This is a genomic window from Kibdelosporangium phytohabitans (assembly GCF_001302585.1).
GTDB classification, from domain to species: domain Bacteria; phylum Actinomycetota; class Actinomycetes; order Mycobacteriales; family Pseudonocardiaceae; genus Kibdelosporangium; species Kibdelosporangium phytohabitans.
The window spans coordinates 4,075,190-4,092,408 of sequence record NZ_CP012752.1; the positions used below are offsets into that span (position 1 = coordinate 4,075,190).

General features: G+C 68.4%; 15 protein-coding genes and 1 pseudogene. 8 read left to right on the forward strand and 8 right to left on the reverse strand.

Annotation, left to right across the window (positions count from 1 at the left end):
* Window positions 1–29: 29 nt before the first annotated feature.
* Entirely contained in the window at window positions 30–803 is a 774-nt protein-coding gene (locus AOZ06_RS18620; RefSeq protein ID WP_157233104.1) for a hypothetical protein, read from the reverse strand.
* Between the two features lie 163 nt (window positions 804–966).
* Here AOZ06_RS18620 and AOZ06_RS18625 point away from each other — a divergent pair, with 163 nt between their 5' ends.
* The 5 genes and pseudogenes from AOZ06_RS18625 to AOZ06_RS18645 all read left to right on the forward strand — a co-directional run bounded on the left by AOZ06_RS18625 (window position 967) and on the right by AOZ06_RS18645 (window position 6,869).
* A complete protein-coding gene (locus AOZ06_RS18625) occupies window positions 967–3,156 on the forward strand; it encodes an esterase-like activity of phytase family protein (RefSeq protein ID WP_054290571.1) in 2,190 nt (729 codons plus the stop codon).
* Window positions 3,157–3,321: 165 nt separating this feature from the next.
* Window positions 3,322–3,621 (forward strand): DUF1905 domain-containing protein, encoded by a 300-nt coding sequence (locus AOZ06_RS18630; RefSeq protein ID WP_054296734.1) that lies wholly within the window; start codon window positions 3,322–3,324, stop codon window positions 3,619–3,621.
* A gap of 176 nt (window positions 3,622–3,797) precedes the next feature.
* The gene (locus AOZ06_RS18635; RefSeq protein WP_054290572.1) at window positions 3,798–4,823 is read left to right on the forward strand and encodes a medium chain dehydrogenase/reductase family protein; all 1,026 of its coding nucleotides are present in this window, start codon (window positions 3,798–3,800) and stop codon (window positions 4,821–4,823) included.
* Window positions 4,824–4,849: 26 nt separating this feature from the next.
* Window positions 4,850–6,319 (forward strand): annotated as a pseudogene (locus AOZ06_RS18640) (MDR family MFS transporter); the annotation flags it as partial.
* Between the two features lie 100 nt (window positions 6,320–6,419).
* Window positions 6,420–6,869 (forward strand): DUF1707 SHOCT-like domain-containing protein, encoded by a 450-nt coding sequence (locus tag AOZ06_RS18645; protein WP_054290574.1) that lies wholly within the window; start codon window positions 6,420–6,422, stop codon window positions 6,867–6,869.
* Here the strand turns inward: AOZ06_RS18645 and AOZ06_RS18650 are convergent.
* The gene (locus AOZ06_RS18650) at window positions 6,866–8,377 is read right to left on the reverse strand and encodes an FAD-binding oxidoreductase (protein ID WP_054290575.1); all 1,512 of its coding nucleotides are present in this window, start codon (window positions 8,375–8,377) and stop codon (window positions 6,866–6,868) included. The genes AOZ06_RS18645 and AOZ06_RS18650 overlap by 4 nt on opposite strands.
* Before the next feature lie 117 nt (window positions 8,378–8,494).
* Complete coding sequence (locus tag AOZ06_RS18655) at window positions 8,495–9,313, reverse strand: LLM class flavin-dependent oxidoreductase (protein ID WP_054290576.1); 819 nt, start codon at window positions 9,311–9,313, stop codon at window positions 8,495–8,497.
* A gap of 166 nt (window positions 9,314–9,479) precedes the next feature.
* Between AOZ06_RS18655 and AOZ06_RS18660 the strand changes: the two genes are divergently transcribed.
* Genes AOZ06_RS18660 through AOZ06_RS18670 form a run of 3 tightly spaced genes read left to right on the forward strand, consistent with a single transcriptional unit; the run spans window position 9,480 to window position 11,482 of the window.
* The gene (locus tag AOZ06_RS18660; RefSeq protein WP_054290577.1) at window positions 9,480–9,914 is read left to right on the forward strand and encodes an ester cyclase; all 435 of its coding nucleotides are present in this window, start codon (window positions 9,480–9,482) and stop codon (window positions 9,912–9,914) included.
* 13 nt (window positions 9,915–9,927) lie between these two features.
* Window positions 9,928–10,350 (forward strand): HAD family hydrolase, encoded by a 423-nt coding sequence (locus tag AOZ06_RS18665; protein WP_054290578.1) that lies wholly within the window; start codon window positions 9,928–9,930, stop codon window positions 10,348–10,350.
* Between the two features lie 22 nt (window positions 10,351–10,372).
* Window positions 10,373–11,482, forward strand: a complete 1,110-nt coding sequence (locus tag AOZ06_RS18670; protein WP_054290579.1) for an RCC1 domain-containing protein — start codon at window positions 10,373–10,375, stop codon at window positions 11,480–11,482.
* Window positions 11,483–12,212: 730 nt separating this feature from the next.
* Here the strand turns inward: AOZ06_RS18670 and AOZ06_RS18675 are convergent.
* Genes AOZ06_RS18675 through AOZ06_RS18695 form a run of 5 tightly spaced genes read right to left on the reverse strand, consistent with a single transcriptional unit; the run spans window position 12,213 to window position 16,706 of the window.
* Complete coding sequence (locus AOZ06_RS18675; protein ID WP_054290580.1) at window positions 12,213–12,848, reverse strand: NAD(P)-dependent oxidoreductase; 636 nt, start codon at window positions 12,846–12,848, stop codon at window positions 12,213–12,215.
* The gene (locus AOZ06_RS18680) at window positions 12,848–14,251 is read right to left on the reverse strand and encodes an FAD-dependent oxidoreductase (protein ID WP_054290581.1); all 1,404 of its coding nucleotides are present in this window, start codon (window positions 14,249–14,251) and stop codon (window positions 12,848–12,850) included. Before AOZ06_RS18680 ends, AOZ06_RS18675 begins: the two co-directional genes overlap by 1 nt.
* A gap of 13 nt (window positions 14,252–14,264) precedes the next feature.
* Entirely contained in the window at window positions 14,265–14,675 is a 411-nt protein-coding gene (locus tag AOZ06_RS18685; protein WP_054290582.1) for a nuclear transport factor 2 family protein, read from the reverse strand.
* Between the two features lie 17 nt (window positions 14,676–14,692).
* Entirely contained in the window at window positions 14,693–15,703 is a 1,011-nt protein-coding gene (locus AOZ06_RS18690) for an alpha-ketoacid dehydrogenase subunit beta (protein ID WP_054290583.1), read from the reverse strand.
* 10 nt (window positions 15,704–15,713) lie between these two features.
* Window positions 15,714–16,706: a thiamine pyrophosphate-dependent dehydrogenase E1 component subunit alpha gene (locus AOZ06_RS18695; protein ID WP_225954790.1), complete on the reverse strand. Its 993-nt coding sequence runs from the start codon at window positions 16,704–16,706 to the stop codon at window positions 15,714–15,716.
* Window positions 16,707–17,219 lie beyond the last annotated feature (513 nt).

Consider the following 17,219-nt stretch of genomic DNA (forward strand, 5'->3'; position numbering starts at 1 on the left):
CCCGCATGGTACGTGGTGATCCGGGCGTGTCATCCCTTCGGCAGCTTCGGCTCCAGGTCCTCGGCGATGCTCAGCAGCCGAGGTTCCACCACGTCGGCGGGGACCGGCGAGTCACCGAAGAAGCCCTTGGTGTGCCCGTAGTAGGCGACCTTGAGCAGCGTGGTTCCCTTCAGCACGGCCAGAACCAGGTACGTCCGGCCGCCGTGCTCCCGCAGCAGGTACGCGGAGCGGTCGCCGATCTTCGGGCCGTCCTTGGCCTTGTAGTCGCTCTGGAACTCGTCGACGTACTGCTCGAACGCCTTCTTCTCGTCCTCGGCCAGCACTGCCCGGTCGAGATTCCGGACTGTCACGGTCACCTGGTTGTTCGTCGCGCCGTCCGTGCCCTTGCGGGTGACGTAGCTGCAGGAGAAATGACCGGGGCCGGGAATGCCGTTGCCGGTGTTCACCGACACTTTCGCGGCGTCGAGAACGGACTGGCTCACCGCGCATTCCTTCATCGGCTGCACGCTGGCCGACTCCACACCCGCGTCGGTGTTCGTCTCGACGAGCCGCCAGCCCACGTATCCGCCGCCGCCGAGCACGATCAGGACGATCGCGATGATCGCCAGCACCTTCGGCGCATTGCTCTTCGGCTTGGGCGGCCCCGGTGGATAAGGCGGCTGCCCCCACCCCGGCGGCGGTTGCTGCCCGTAGGGCTGTTGCGGTGGCTGCTGGTGCGGAAGCGGCGGCTGCTGCTGATGCCGCTGGGGCTGTTGCGGCTGAAGAGGTTGCTGCGGTTGTTGTTGCCATCCAGGACCGGACATGTCCCCCCACCTCGATTGTGTAACAGCGGAAGAGTAGACGCGACCACATCGAGTGTCCATTCGACTACCCGGGGAACGGAAAGAGTTCCGCCGCCTGGTGTTCATCCCCCCGTCGTCTGGGCAGGCCACAATGCGCCATCCGTCGTTCGAGGCAGGAGAACCAGTGGTACGTCCGGTTCGGTTGGGTGCGGGCCTGGTGGCCTGCGCGTTGATTCTGCCGGTGACCCCGGCGACAGCGGGCGTCGCCGAGCGTTTCGCGCGCTACGACACGATGCCGGTGTTCCGCAACAGCTCGGCGGCCGAACACACCGCCGCGGAGATCGCCGCGGCCACGGCGGACGGCAGGCTGGTCGTGTACACCGATTCGCCCGCGCGCCGGATCGGGTTCACCAAGGTGGGCAAGCAGCTCACGCCGGACGGGACGCTGGCGATGCCGGGCGAGCCGACGTCCGTGGACATCGTCGGCCGTCTCGCGCTGGTCGCGGTGAACACCTCGAAGTCCTACACCGAGCCGTCGGGTGTGCTCGTGGTTGTCGACCTGGCCACACGCGCGATCGTGGCCGGGCACGACCTCGGCGGCCAGCCCGACTCGATCGACATCTCCGCCGACGGCAGGCACGCGGCCGTCGCGATCGAGAACGAGCGGGACGAGAAGGTCGGCGGCGGCACGATCCCGCAGCTGCCCGCCGGTTTCCTGGCGATCGTCGACCTGGTCGGCGGCCCGGCCGAGTGGACCACCCGCAAGGTGGAGCTGACCGGGATCGCGCAGGTCGCCCCGGACGACCCCGAGCCCGAATACGTCACCATCAACAGCCGCGGCCAGGTCGCGGTCACGCTGCAGGAGAACAACCACATCGCGATCGTGGACCTGCGCACCGGCACGATCACCAAGCACTTCTCCGCGGGAACGGCGACCGTGCACGGCGTGGACACCGCCGACGACGGGAAGATCTCGCCGACGGGCACCATCACCGCGGCCCGTGAGCCGGACGCTGTGGCGTGGCTGGACGACCACACCCTCGGCACCGCCGACGAAGGCGACTACCACGGCGGCTCCCGCACCTGGACGGTCTTCGACGCCGGCTCCGGCGAGGTCGTGTACTCGTCGGGCAACGAACTGCAGCAGGTGGCCATCAAGCAGGGCCAGTACCCGGACGGCCGGTCGGGCAAGAAAGGCGTCGAGCCGGAAGGCCTGGCGGTGGCGACGTTCGGGCGCGACCGGTACGCGTTCGTCGGCATGGAACGAGCGAACCTGGTCGCGGTGTACGACGTGCGCGACCCGCGTAAGCCCCGGTTCCTGCAAGCGTTGCCGACCGGCGTCGGCCCGGAGGGTGTGCTGCCGATCCCGGCGACGGGCACGCTCGTCGTGTCCGCCGAGGAGGACTCCGCCGCCGACAGCGTGCGGTCGTCGCTCAGCGCGTATCGCCTGACCCGCACTCCGCTGCCGTTGTCGTTGGCGCAGAACAAGGGCACGCCGTCGATCGTCTCCGACGGCATCGGGTTCGGCGCGCTGTCCGGCCTTTCCGCGATTCCCGGCGACTTCCGCGACGTGGTGTCGGTGACCGACGCGGCCTACAACCCCACCCGTGTGCTGACGATCGACGTGCTCTCCGCGCCCGCCAGGGTGCACAAGGAGCTCACGCTGACCAAGGACGGCAAGCCCGTCGGATACGACGGTGAAGGCATCGCCGCGCGCCGTGGCGGCGGCTACTGGATCGCGGCCGAGGGCGACGGCAAGAAGTCCCCGAACCTCCTGGTCGAGGTAGCCCCGAACGGCACAGTCACCCGGGAGGTTCCGTTGCCCGACGCCGTCGCGCAGACCGCCACCGGCAACGGCTTCGAAGGCGTGACCGCGACCGGCGGCGGCAAGGACGAGCGGGTCTGGCTGGCCGTGCAGCGCGAGTGGAAGGCCGACAAACCCGGCCAGGCCACGCTGGCCCGGTACACGCCGGCCACGGGGGAGTGGGCGTTCGTCGCCTACCCGCTCGACGCGGCGCCCACCGGAGCCTGGATCGGCCTGTCCGAGGTGACCGCCCTCGACGACCGCACGCTGCTGGTGCTGGAACGCGACAACCAGCGCGGGGACGCGGCCAAGGTCAAGAAGGTCTACCGCGTCGACGTCGGCAGGGTGCGGCCGGTCCCCGCGGGCAGCGAGAAGCCGGTGGTCGCCAAGACCTTGGTCAAGGAGCTGATCCCGGCGCTGACCGCGGGCGGTGCCGCCACGCACGACAAGCCGGAAGGGCTCGCCGTGATCGGCATCGGCCCGTTGCGCAAGCTGGTCGGTGTCGTGGACAACGACGGCCTCGACGACGCGCCGGGCGAATCGGTCTTCCTGCGCCTCGGCTGGCTCTGACGCACCGACCCGGCGCAGGGGTGGCTTCGGCGTTCGCATAGGACTGTCGCATTGGGGCGTCCATGGCGGCGGAATCGGTGATCCCGCCCTGCCCGACGGCCTGCCATCCGGCGAGTACCGCCGCTCGCGGTAGCACCGTCGGACCTCTGTGCCATGCTCCCGGGCGTGATCGTCACGTTCGAAGCCGACCTGTGGTTGTGGGACGCGCGCAAGACCGACAGCTGGACGTTCGTCAGCGTGCCCGAGGCCATCTCCGAGGAGATCAAGGAGATCAGCGCCGGGATCAGCCGCGGCTTCGGCTCGGTCCGGGTGATCGTGACGGTCGGCGCCACCATCTGGCGCACGTCGATCTTCCCCAGCGCGGAGGGCGGCTACGTCCTGCCGGTCAAGCGCGCCGTCCGCAAGGCCGAGGCGCTCGGCGCCGGCGACACCGCGACCGTCATGATCGAGCTCGTCGATTTCTGATCCACAATTCTCCTGTCAAGAGAAAAGTGTCCCAGCTTGGCTGGGAATTCATCTGCGACGTAGGGCGTAAATGCCGGTGCCAATGGGGAAATGCGGCGTATATGGCGGTGACTTCGTTGCCCGGCGCCGGATCTGCCTGATAAGCAGGTCACGACGACCGACGACGGAGGCCCGGAATGCATTCTCGTCAGCTCAGCGTGACCGCGATCGGCGGACCGGAAACGCTGCAAGAACGCGTTGAACAGATCGGGGAACCGGGGCAGGGACAGGCCTTGGTGCGCATCGACGCGGCCGGGGTGTCCTTCGGGGACATCCTGATCCGGCTCGGTGTGATCCCCGGCAGCCCGAAACCTCCCTTCACGCCGGGATTCGACTTCGCCGGCGTGGTGGAGAAGGCCGGCCCCGGCGTCCGGGGCCTCGAACCCGGCCAGCCGGTCGCCGCGCTCGTGCAGACCGGCGGGTACTCCGAGCGCCTGATCGCGCCCGCGGAGCGGCTCGTGCCGCGCCCGGACGGCGCGAACGCGGTGGAGTCGGCCGCGGTGGCGCTGAACTACTTCATCGCGTACCAGATGCTCCACCGCGTCGCGGAAGTCAAGGCGGGCCAGCGCGTCCTGGTGCACGGCGCGTCCGGCGGCGTGGGTGTCGCGTTCCTGCAGCTGGCCCAGCTCGCCGGGATCGAGGTGTACGGGTCCGCGTCGACGGCGAACCTCGACCTGGTCCGCAAGTTCGGCGGGCACCCGATCGACTACCGCAAGGAGGACTTCGTCGACGTCATCCGGGCGCTGCCCGGCGGCTCGGTGTACGCGGCGTTCGACGCGATCGGCGGCTCGCACTTCAACAAGTCCTCGTCGGTGGTCGAACGCGGCGGCATCCTGGTCGCGTACGGCCAGAGCGCCGCACTGGTCGACGGCCAGGCCAGGAAAGCCGTCGGCGCGCGCGGGTTCCTCGGCGGGATCGTGCTGCCCAAGCTGATCCCGAACGGCAAGCGCAGCCTGTTCTACAACGCGTGGAGCCTGGAGAAGACGCACCCGCACGCCTACCGCGAGGACCTCGCGGCCGTGCTGGACCTGCTGGCGCAGGGCAAGATCACGCCGATCATCGCCAAGACCGTGCCGCTCGCGCAGGCACCGGACGCGCAGCGGGAGCTGGAGCGCGGCGCGGTCGGCGGCAAGATCGTGCTCGTCAACGGGGAGTCGCAGTAACCGCTCCCGGCCGGGCGCCGGCGGAGCCGGACAAGCGCGAGATCCTGATCATCTTCGGCGGTCTCGCTCTCGCGATGTTCCTGGCGTCGCTCGACCAGACCATCATCGCCACCGCGCTGCCGTCGATCTCCGGCGATCTGGGCAGCCTGGCGCAACTGTCCTGGATCGTCACCGTCTACCACCTCGCGTCGGCGGCGACGACCCCGCTGTGGGGCCGCAGCAGCGACCTCTACGGCCGCAAACGCCTCTTTGTCGCCTCGATCGTGGTGTTCCTGGTCAGCTCCGCGCTGTGCGGGCTGGCGCAGGACATCGGCCAGCTGATCGCGTTCCGCGCGTGCCAGGGCCTGGGCGCGGGCGGCATGATGACACTGGCCATGGCGGTGCTCGCCGATGTCGTCGCGCCCCGCGAACGCGGCCGTTACCAGGGATATCTGCAACTGGTGTTCACGCTGGCGAGCGTGCTGGGGCCGTTTCTCGGTGGCCTGCTGGTCGACGTCACGTCGTGGCGGTGGGTGTTCTACGTCAACCTGCCGGTCGGTGCCGTCGCGCTGCTCGTGGTGATCACGAAGCTGAAACTGCCGCAGACCCGGTCGAAACGGTCGGTCGACGTGCCCGGCGCGGTCCTGCTCACCGGCGGCGTGGTCTGTTTGCTGCTGGTGACCGAGTGGGGCGGCAAGCGGGCGGCGTGGAACTCCGCGGAGATCCTCGGGCTGATCGCCGGAGCCGTTGTGCTGCTGGGCGTCTTCGCGTTCTGGGAGCGCCGCGCGGCCGAGCCGATCCTGCCGCCGAGACTGTTCCGCAACCCCGTTTTCGTGGTCGTGGCGCTCACGCTGTTCCTGTCCACGTGCATGATGTTCGCCGTCCTGATGTTCACACCGCTGTTCCTGCAGATCGTCGTCGGCGCCAAGGCCACGAGCACCGGCCTGCTCCTGCTGCCGATGACGATCGGGATCACGCTGTCCACCACGATCGCGGGCAAGTTGATCGCGAAAACCGGGCGGTACAAGCACTTCCCGGTGATCGGCCTGGCCATCGCGACCGTCGTCGGGTTCCTGCTGTCCCAGATCACCGAGCACACGTCCCAGCTCACCATGACCACCTACGTACTGCTGTTCGGCGTCGGATTCGGTTTGGTGGCACAGGTGCTGGTGACCGCGGTGCAGAACGGCGCGGAACGGCAGGACATCGGCATCGCGACGGCGTCAGCGAACTTCTTCCGGTCACTGGGCGCGTCGATCGGGTCGGCCGTGCTCGGCTCGGTGTTCGCCAGCCAACTCGCCGAACACCTCGGCGCGGGCGCGGGCGGGATGAGCGCGCAGGCGATCCAGGCTGTCCCGCAGGAGATCCAGCACCTGCCCGCCGCCGCACGTGAGGCGATCACCACCGGCGTCACCGAGTCGGTCACGACGGTCTTCCTGATCGCCTCGATCATCGCGGCCGGGGCCGTCTGCACCATCCTTTTCCTCAAAGAGAAGCCGTTGCGCAAGACGCAATGAAATGTACGACAGGATGCGTATTGCTATGAGCAAGATCGCGTACGGGGAATGCCGCCAGGTGCCCGACGCGCCACACAGCGCGACACTGGATGCTTGAGGCATGGCAAACAAGTCATGGCGGACCTTCGGGGTTCGCGCCTCCGACCTCGAACGCGAGGACACCGCGCACCGGATCGAGGCGGCCAACGGCGAGGGGCGGCTTTCCCTCGCCGAGGCCGAACAGCGGCTGGCCGCGGCGTACGCCGCGACCTACCGGTACGAACTGCGCAGGCTCGTCGACGACCTGCCCGACCGGCACGTCCCCGCGCCCGGTTCCGGGGCGCGGGACATGCGGTTGTGGTTTCTCGTGCACATCGGTGTCGTGGCCGCGCTGACCGGTTTGCTGATCTACCGCTGGGCGGTGGCACCGATCGAGTTCTTCTGGCCGATCTTCCCGTTGGCCGTGCTCGCCGCGAGCCTCGTCGTGCACGGCTGGTTCCGCTTCTCCGGCCGGTCGGTCGGTCGGGCCACCATCCTCAGTGGCCCGCCGCCGGACAAACCGGACCTCTAAAGGCCTTGTGCGAAGCGCAAGAAGCCGTGCGGGTCGTAGTGGCGCTTGGCCCGCTGGAGCCTGGGGTGGTTGCTGCCGTAGTAGGCCCGGCGCCAGTCCGGCAGGGCGGCGTCGATGAAGTTGACTTGTCCTTCGCCGTTGCCGTACCGCCTGGCCACCTCGAATCCCTTGGCGGTCCACGATCCGATCGACGCTTTCACCTCGCCGGACGGTGCCGCGGTGCGAACGCCCGCGGTGTACGTGAAGTAGTGCTGCGCGCCGCGGTGGACGTACGCGGTCGCCGACGGTGCCACGCGGTTGATCTGCCCACCGAGCCCGCCCCAGCTCATCAGCCGGAACTGGCCCGCCGCCGGATCCGCCTCGTAGACCGCAAGCGCCTCGCTGATCGCCGAGGTCGTCAACGGCCGTCCGCCCAGCCGACCTCTGGCGAGCACGAAGCTCTGCCGTGGCAGGGTGGCCTCGGGGTTGTAGCCGACTCGGTGACATTGCTGGACGGTCTTGGTGCCGCACCCGAACATCCGCATCATCGCGTCGACGTACGTCAGATCGTCGGCGGACCGGTTGACCGGCGCCGAACCGACGGCCGAGACGAGTTCGCCGAGCTGTGGGTCCACAGTGGTCACTGGTCCGCCGAACCAGCTGCCGGACACGAACAGCGACGGTTGGCTTCCGGGTGCCGCGTTCTGGTTCATCACGGTCAGGTTCGCGGTCAGGTCGTCCGGCGCCACGGCCAGCCACGGCAGGAAGGCGGCGATCACTTCGGCGGCGCGGGCGTACGGCCAGCTGAGGTTGAAGCTCACCATCCGTGTCGTGGTCACCGGCGCGATCTCGTAGCGTGTCACCACACCGAAATTGCCGCCACCGCCGCCGCGTAACGCCCAGAACAGCTCAGGTTCGCGCCACGGCGAACACCGCACCAGCCGGCCGTTCGCGAGCACGACCTCGGCCGACAGCAGCCGATCGCTTGCCACGCCGTACTTGCGTGACAACGGGCCCACACCGCCGCCTTGCAGGTAGCCGCCCATCCCGACGGTCGGGCAGTTGCCCGTGATCGCCGAGAGACCATGGGGGCTCAGCGTGGCCAGCAGGTCGACGCCCTGCACGCCAGGGCCGAGCCGGACCGAGCCGTGGCCCACGTCGATCTGGTTGAGCCGGGAGACGTCGAGAACCAGGCCGGTCGTCGTGGAGTAGCCCGCGGCCGAGTGGCCGCCGCTGCGCACAGCGACGGCGATGTCGTTGTCCTGTGCGAATCGCAGGCACGTCCGGACGTCGCCGGTGTTCTCGCAGTAGGCGATCGCCCGCGGCAGGACGTCGTCGAAGGCCGCGCTGTCCAGTTGCCGGGCTTGGGCATACGTGGCATCGCCCGGTAGCACGACGTCGCCGGACAGGTGCCGCCGTAGCCGTTCCCACCGCGTACGCGGCGGGCCCGCGGTGGCCGTGCCGGACCACAGCAGCGCCCCGGCCGTCGCGCCCATTCCCGTACGCAGCAACGTCCTTCTCGTGATCATGGATCCGCTCCCTCGCTCGACTGCGGATCCACGCTGGCATCAGGAAACGGACCTTGTCGCGGTGCCGGGCCGCATTTCCCCGCCGCCTGGGACAAGGTTCCCAGGCGGCGAGGGCGGTCACGTCCCCTTGAGCTCGGCCACCACCGGCGCGAACTTCTCCAGGTAGAACGAGTTGACGGTGAAGTACGAGATGCCCAGCCGTTCGCGTTGCCTGCGGACGGTCTCGACCATCTGCTCGGTCGTGCCCGCCAGCACGGTCACAGCACCGGAAGCGGCCAGGTCGGCGACGCTCGCGCCGATGAACGGCTGCACCTGCGTGGGCAGGTCCTGACCGGCGGCGATCAGGTTGATGTTGAGCTCGATCTCGCCGAACCGCTCGGCCGCGATGTCCTTGAAGCGGTCCACAATGGCCTGCGCCTCGTCCTCGGTCGTGGCCGGCTTCCACGTGAAGGTGACGGTGTCGGCTTCGCGGGCGGCCAGCCCGAGCAGTTTCGGCCCGGCGCCGCCCATCAGCAGCCTCGGCCGGTCCTCGTCCTGCTTGAGCTGCGCGATCAGCTCGGCCAGCCGGGCGATCCGCTCACCCGGCGTGCCGAGTTGCCGGCCCAGCTTGGCCGCCCACGCCTCGGACCCCGGCCGGCCGGCACCGAGACCGAGCTCCAGCCGCCCGCCGGACAGCCTGGTCAGCGTACGGGCCTGCCAGACGGTGTTCTTGTGGTCCCGGAAGGATTCGGCGAGCACGAACGTGCCGAAGTGCAGCCGGGTGGTCGTCGCCGCGACCCCGGCGAGCAGGGCCAGCGGGTCGTGCTCGCTGACCGGGTCCGGTGTCAGCAGCGTGTCGAACCCGAGTTCCTCGGCACGCCCGGCCAGTTTCGCCAGCGCGGCCACGTCGGGAACCTGTCCGGCGACGATGCCGAAACGGAACGGACGATCAGTCATCACGCAACTCCTTCGGATTCGGCGTTCTCTCCCTCAGATCATGCCGCTGCGCGGGCCCGCCGTCAGGCGGAAACGCCCGATATTCCTAGCCGGCCGGGACGAGTGACTCATGACGCGAGGACCGGGTTGGGGAAGTCTTGACCAGGCAACGACGTGGAGGTGAACCGTGACCGGCGCACAGCTTGTCAAGCACATCACGGAGAAGGTCGTCAACCAGGGCGATTTGTCCATTGTGTACGACCTGTTCGCTTCGGACTATGTGGCGCACAAGACCGGGATGTCGCTGCCGCGTGGTCCCGAGGCGTTCAAGATGTCCGTGCGCCAGTGGCGTGACGCGTTTCCCGACTACCGGGTGGTGATCGAGGACGTCTTCGAGTCGGGGGACCTGGTGACCAGCCGGTACGTGGCCGAGGGAACGCACCTCGGGGCGTTGATGGGGATCCCGCCGTCGGAGAAGGGATTCAAGATCACCGGTACCGAGGTGCACCGGGTGGCGGACGGGAAGGTGGCCGAGTCGTGGCTGGCCGACGACATCCCCCGGCTGCTGAGCGACCTGGGCATCCTGGCCCCGGTCAACACCAGGCCGGGGCAGTGGACGTGAGGAGGGCGGCGCCATGCCGCGACGGCGGCTGATTCTGTTCGAAGTAGACGGTGTGCTGGTCAAGCGCGGCGAGCTGGTCCGCCACCCGGGCGCGGCCGAAGGGCTGGCGAGGCTGAGGCACGAGACGGACGCGGTGCTCTCGGTCGTGACAGCGGACTCGAAGCAGGACGCGCTGAAGAAGACCGACGTGGTCGGGGTGAACCGGTACCTCGATCTGGAAGTCGGCGCCTACGGCTCCGAAACCGTGCAAACGGCACGGAAGAGGGCGAACGCGGCCTACGGCTGCGAGTTCACGGTACTGGCGGTGACGGTGGCTGACGTGGCCAGGTTGCGCCAGGCCGACGAGGTGGTCGCGCTGTCCCCGGCGCAGGGCGCCGACCACGTTCTGGCGAGCCTGCTCGACCTGGCTGATATCGCCGCCGGTGTTCCCAGCTAGTAAGCGAAGAAAAGGAGACGTGATGACCGTCGTGAACACCGAGACCGGGATCGCCACCGGCAGCGTGTGGATCTGGGGCGACAACGCCTTCCGCCAGCAGTGCGACGGGACGACGGAGCCCCGCCTGCTGCCCGCGAAACTGGACGGCCTCGACGACGTGGTGACCATCACCGGAGGCGGCGGCCAGGGCGTGGTGCTGCGAGCGGACCGAACGGTGTGGGCCTGGGGCCGTAACGACCACGGCCAGGCAGGTGACGGGACGAACGAGAACAGGGCAGTCCCAGCCCGGGTGGAAGGCCTGGAAGACGTCGCACAGCTGTCCGGCGGCGGCGGACACACCCTGGCACTGGCGGCAGATGGAACGGTGTGGGCCTGGGGCCACAACGGCCGAGGTGACCTGGGCGACGGAACGACGGACAGCCGAAGCAAGCCGGTGAAGGTCAAGGGCCTGCGAGACGTGACATCGGTGGCATGGGGAGGCGGCCACGGCGTCGCCTTGCGCGCAGACGGAACCGTGTGGTCATGGGGCCACAACCTCTTCGGAGGCCTGGGCGACGGAACGACGGAGACCAGGCTGGAGCCGGTGATGGTCGACCTGCCGAACGTCGTCGAGGTGCACGGCGGAGGAGGGCACACACTAGCCAAGACCGCCGACGGAACCCTGTGGGCATGGGGACGAAACGACCGCGGCCAGGTCGGCGACGGCTCAACGGAAACCCGCCTGAGCCCGGTCCGCGTGGCGGGCCTGGAGAACGTCGACGTGGAAGCATTCATCGGCGGCTACTTCCACAGCCTGGTCCTCGCCACGGACGGAACAGTGTGGATGTGGGGCAACAACGACAGCGGCCAACTGGGCGACGGAACGACGAACAACCGCCCCCTGCCCGCTCAGGTCGCCGGGGTCAGCGGTGTCAAGGCCGTCGCCGGTGGCGGTGGCCGTAACGAGTTCGGACCTGGCGGACACACCGTCGTGCTGCTGGAGGACGGGACCCTCCGGGCGTGGGGCCTCAACGACGCCGGTCAGCTCGGCGACGGCACGACCGGGAACCGGTCCACTCCTGTTGCCGTGCAGGGGATCAAGGACGTGCTCGCCATTGTGGCGGGCGGAGGCTACACGATGGCGCTGGCCTGAGTCGCCGGTTGCCCGCCGCCCTCGGTTCGCAGTTTCCGGCGACTGCGGATCGGGGGCGGCGCTTGCTTTGGCCGGAATTCTGGTTGGACTTGTCCTGGGGTTGGCTTCGGCTTGTCTCGGGCCTGGTTCCGGCCTGCCCCGGGGTTGGCTCAGCTTGTCCCGGGGCCGGTTTCCAGCGCACACCGTGCCTGCGTCTCGCTGTGGACTGTGCATGGTGAGTGTGTAAGCGTGCCCCACCTATGGCCTGCTCGCCGCCGTGTGCTGGGTTTTAACGGATGATGCCTGATTGCGTCAGCGCTGCTGGTTACGTTCCAGTAAAAGAAAAAGACAAGAACCTTCGCAGCCCCACCCGCTGTTGCGGGGCGCTCAAGCCACCTCTGAAGGCCGAAAACCAGAGCGCGGCGACGATTGTACAAAGGGTGGGGCGCCCGTAAGCTTGTGTGCGCGGAGAGCCTCGCGAGCATACGGAATCGCGAAGGCGGACCCGCCAGGGCGAGGCTCCTCCTTCTGCGCTCTCCGAGGGCGCCCCAGGGCCCCTTTCGCCAAATCGGCGCCGCCCCAGCCCACCAAAGGACCAAGAACCAGAGCATGGCCACAGCACACCGAACAGCAGGCCGCAGAAGCCGAACAGCCCGGCCACAACACGGCGAACAGCATGGCGACAGAACCAAAGCCCTGCCCAGCAAGCACGAGGCCCCCTGACAAGAAGTCAGGGGGCCTCGCACACAGCTCAGTAGGCGATCTCGGTGACAGAACGGTAAGTCTGCGCGTCGGCAACAGTGTCCAGCAGGTGACAAGCAAGATCGGCCCGAGAGATGGACCAGCACCCCCGAAGCTTCCCGTCAACCTGAGTCCGATAATCCCCGGTGAGAATCCCGTTGGTCAAACGAGCGGCCCGAACGACAGACCAGTCCAGCTCACTGGCCATGACGAGCCGCTCCATCTCCACCATGTCCGCGTAAGGCTTGCGCAACATGGGGTGGAGCAGGTACTTCGCCACGAGCCACTCGAAGAACTGACTACGAGGCGGAACATGCACGGAGCTGGTGGAAACCACCTGGACCCGACGAACACCCGTCTTCACCATGGCAGCGAGGACGTTGGCCGTACCAGCTGAGTAGACGGTAGTCGCATGACGGCGATACCCGATGCCGAGCGCGGAGACCACAGCATCGGCACCGGAGACCACCTTGGCCACGACCGCAGGGTCGAGCACGTCACCGTGCTCGACCCTGAGCCTGGGGTGCTGGATGGGTATCGCCGCGGGGTTGCGAGCCAGCACCACCACGTCGTGCCAGCGGTCGAGGGCTTGGCGGGTCAGTTGTATCCCTGTCCCGCCTGTCGCGCCGAACACCGCTATCCGCATCAGCTTGCCTTGGCCACCACGTCGACCAGGTCCGCACGGGAGGCACCCGGCAGCTGCGGCGGTGGGCCGCCTGCCAGTGCCTTGCCGATCCGTGCCTTGATCTCCGGATCCTGGTACAGGGTGTCCGGTGTCTTGAGCATCATCATCACGTTCGCCACCCTGCGCCAGACTTCCTCGTCCTTTGTGGACGCGGCGACCGCGATGCCGAAGTTCACCACGCCGGCCGGTGGGCGCTGCGGCGGCTGTCCGGCCACCGTCGCCTCCCACATCGCCGCCCGGCCGCGGTCGTTGATGATCGCTTCCTCCCACCACGGCCGCAGCAGGCGCTCGGTCAGCTCCACGTAGGCCTGCGCCTGCTTCGGGCCGACCTCCGGGTGTTCGTCGAGCATGTCGGCCAGCAGGTACGCGTGTTGCAGGCCCAGTGACACACCACGGCCATAGGACGGGTTCGTCGTGCAGACCGAGTCGCCGATGCCGAAGAACCCCTGCACCGGCTGGGGCAGGCGCAGCGAGTTGTCCAGGCTTCCCATCGCGTGCACCGGTGAGATCGGCTCCGAGTTGCCCGGCGCCACCCAGCCCGCCAGCAGCGGCGTCGCCCTGACCGCCGCGGTGAAGGCTTCCTCGTTGCGCAGGCCCTTCAGCGCGGTGTCGTCCGGCAGGATGCCGAACGAGATCGAGAACGTCTTGTTGTCACCGAGGAACAGCACCGCCGTGTAGTGGTCCCACAGGCCACCCGCGCCGAAGCCGCGGTTGATCGGCCCCGGGGGAGCAGCCGCCGTCAGCTTGTAGAACCGGGTGTAGTAGGTGATCTTGCAGCTCTCGCTCTGCGTGGTCGGCGCGGGCAGGCCCGCGTCGGTCAGCCAGGTCTCCGCAGCCGAGCGCCGCCCGGTCGCGTCGATCACGATGTCCGACGGGTGGGTGTAGCCGCCTTCCAGGCGGACGCCGGTGACCTTGCCGTTCTCGGTGACCAGGCCGCGGACGGTCCTGCCTGCGCTGAAGCGGATGTTCGGGCGGGCCTGCGCGCGCTTGCGCAGCGCCAGTTCGAACGTCGACCTGCGGGCGATCACCATCCGCAGGTCCTTGTCCTCCGGCCGGGGCTCGACCTTGCCCAGCGTCGGTGGCGTGTAGTCGGCGAGTTGGACCTCCGTGCAGCCGGAAGCCAGCAGCTCGTCGTGTACGTCCTTCGCGCGGTCGCGTAGCAGGTTGCAGCCCAGCGACGCGAACGCGTGCGACTGCACGCCCTGTGGCACGGTCGGGCGCTTCGCGGTGAAGGCATCGTCCACTGTCGACGGTTGCGGGTCGGCGGACCGTTCCAGGATCTCGACCTGGTGTCCCTTGTCGGCCAGTGCGATCGCGGCACCGAGGCCGAGCACGCTCCCGCCGATGATGGTCACAGTACTCATACCGTCTGACTCCTCAGGAATTCCAGAACTCGTCCGTCGCGTGCACGTCGTTGGGGTAGGTCCAGAACTCCGCGATCCTGCCGTCCACGATCCGCGCCACGTTCACGAACGGCATCTCCAGCACCTTGCCCTTGCGCTCGTAGCGCGTGTTCAGCAGTGCGTACGCGTGCCCCTCGCTCGCGCCGATCTCCCACGCCTGCATGAACAACTTGCCCTCGGTGAGCTCGAAGATCTTGTTGGCGAACGCGATCGACTCCTGCAGACCCTTGTGGGTACCGGACAGCGGGTTGCGGCCGGGGTAGTGGTGCACCGCGTCCTCGTGCCAGTAGGTGCCCGCGGTCTCCACGTCACCGACGCCGAACGCCGCGTAGACTTTCTTGAGCAGCTGGACGTGCGGGTGCTCGTCGACCGATGTGGTGGTCATCCTCGCTCCTTCGTGGACTAGGCCGGTACCGCGCTGCGCACGGTCCGCTGGACGGCTGAGACGATCTGGCCGGAGTTCGGTGCGTACGCGTCCTCCAAGGCCGGGCTGAACGGGGTCGGCGCGTGCGGCGAGGTGACCATCTGGACCGGGCCGCGCAAGGAGTCGAACGTGTTCTGCGCCACGAGTGACGCGATGTCCGACGCGACCGAGCAGCGCGGGTTGGACTCGTCGACCACGACCAGGCGGCCGGTTCGCCGGACGCTGGCGTAGATGCTCTCGGTGTCCAAGGGGGACACTGTGCGCGGGTCGATGACCTCGCAGGACATCCCGTCCATCGCCAGCTGCTCCGCGGCGACCTCGGCCTCGCCGACCATCCGGCCGATCGCCACGATCGTGCAGTCGGTGCCCTCGCGCACGGTCCTGGCCTGGCCGAACGGGATCTCGTACGACTCCTCCGGCACCACGCCCCGGCTGAAGTACAACATCTTGTGCTCGAAGAAGACCACCGGGTCGTTGTCGCGGATCGCGGTGGTCATCAGGCCCTTGGCGTCGGCCGGTGTCGACGGCACCACGACCTTCAGGCCGGGGATGTGCGTGAAGATCGGGTACAGCGCCTGGGAGTGCTGCGCGCCGCGGCGCATGCCCGCGCCCCACATCGCCCGCAGCACCAGCGGCACGCTGGCCTTGCCGCCGACCATGTAGCGCAGTTTGGCCGCCTGGTTGAGGATCTGGTCGAAGCACACCCCGGCGAAGTCGACGAACAGCAGGTCGGCCACCGGCCGCAACCCGGTCGCCGCCGCGCCCACCGCGGCGCCGACGAACGCCGCCTCGGTGATCGGGGCGTCGAAGATCTGGTCGGGGAACATCTCGTTGAGGCCCTTGGTCGGCCCCCACGCGTTGCCCAGTTTGCCGTCGGTGCCGGTGCCGCCGATGTTGTCCTCGCCGAAGACCACGACCGCGGGATCGCGGCGCATCTCCTGGGCCAGTGCCTCACCGATGGCATCCAGGTACGACAGAATTCGTGCCACGCCGTCCTCCTTAGTAACTGACGTACACGTCGGTCAGCAGCTCGCTGATGTCCGGATCTTTGGCACTGCGGGCTTCCTCGACAGCGGCGGCCACCCGCGCCCGCACGGTCGCGTCGACACCGGCGAGCTCGTCGGCGGTCACACTGCCCTCGGCGAGCACCCGTTCGGTGAACAGCACGAGGCAGTCGCGTGCCGACCGCAGCTCGTCGATCTCACTGGTGAGCCGGTAAGCCTGCTGGTCCCAGCCCTCCATGTGGCCGTAGAACCGGTCTGCCTTGCACTCCAGCAAAGTCGGGCCGTCACCGGAGCGGGCCCGCTCCACGGCCTCGACCGCCGCGTCGCGCACGGCGAACACGTCGTAGCCGTCCACGACCTGCGACGGGATACCGACCGCTTCGCCGCGCAGTGCCACGCGCTTGCCCGCGAGGTGGAACCTGGTCCCGGTCGCCTGTGCGAAGCCGTTGTCCTCCACCACGAACACCACGGGCAACTGCCAGACCGCCGCCAGCGTGAGGCTTTCGGCGAACGCGCCCTGGTTGGCGCCGCCGTCACCGACGAACGCCACCGAAACCTGGTCCGTGCCACGGACTTTCGCCGACAGCGCGGCTCCGGCGGCGAGGGGGACGCCGCCCGCTGCGACGCCGTTCGCACCGAGCATGCCGCGGTCGAAGTCGGCGATGTGCATCGATCCGCCCTTGCCGCCGCACAGGCCGCCCGCCTTGCCGTACAGCTCGAGCATCATGCCGGTCACGTCGCAGCCCTTGGCCACGGCGTGCCCGTGGCCGCGGTGCGTGCTGGCGATGTAGTCGTCGTCGGACAGGACCGAGCAGACGCCTGCGGCCACGGCCTCCTGGCCGGCGTACAAATGGACGGCGCCGGGGATGTCCCTGCCCGTGAACTCGACGTGCACCCGGTCTTCGAACTCGCGGATGGTCCGCATAACCCGGTAGATTTCAATCAACCCGTCCGGTGTCAATGCGGTGGCCAGAGAATTCATCGTCATGGATGTGCTTCCTTGTCGGGCCGGAAACGCAAGGCCAGTTGATGCCGTCAAACGGCTTGATACCGCCGTGGCAATTCCCGACGGACGGCGATGACCCCAGTTGTCGTCGATCGCCGCCGGGGGAAGAATTCAATTCGCGTCACCCGGCGGTGACCCTTGGGTCAAGGTAATCACGGGCCGGTCGGCGCGCAACCACGCAGGCTTACCGGCAAATGGGTGACGGCAGCGTCAATGGGCGTCACACGCAGTGTTCCCCGGCCGAAGCTGGGAGCCGTTCGCCCAGGGCAGCGCTGTTATCGCCGGACAAGTCCGCATATGTGGTCCCAGTGCCCGTGAGCCACGGCTACGTGCCCTGTGCAGCGAGGTCCCGGACGTCCTGGGTGACAATCCCAGTCGAGCCGGGAAACCGGAGCCGCTCTCCTTGTGACGTCTTGTGTCATAGCGGTGCCGTCCCGGTCGGGGTGGTCGGACTTTCTTGCGGTTTCCAAAAGCGAGATGTCCTGTTTGTGCCCA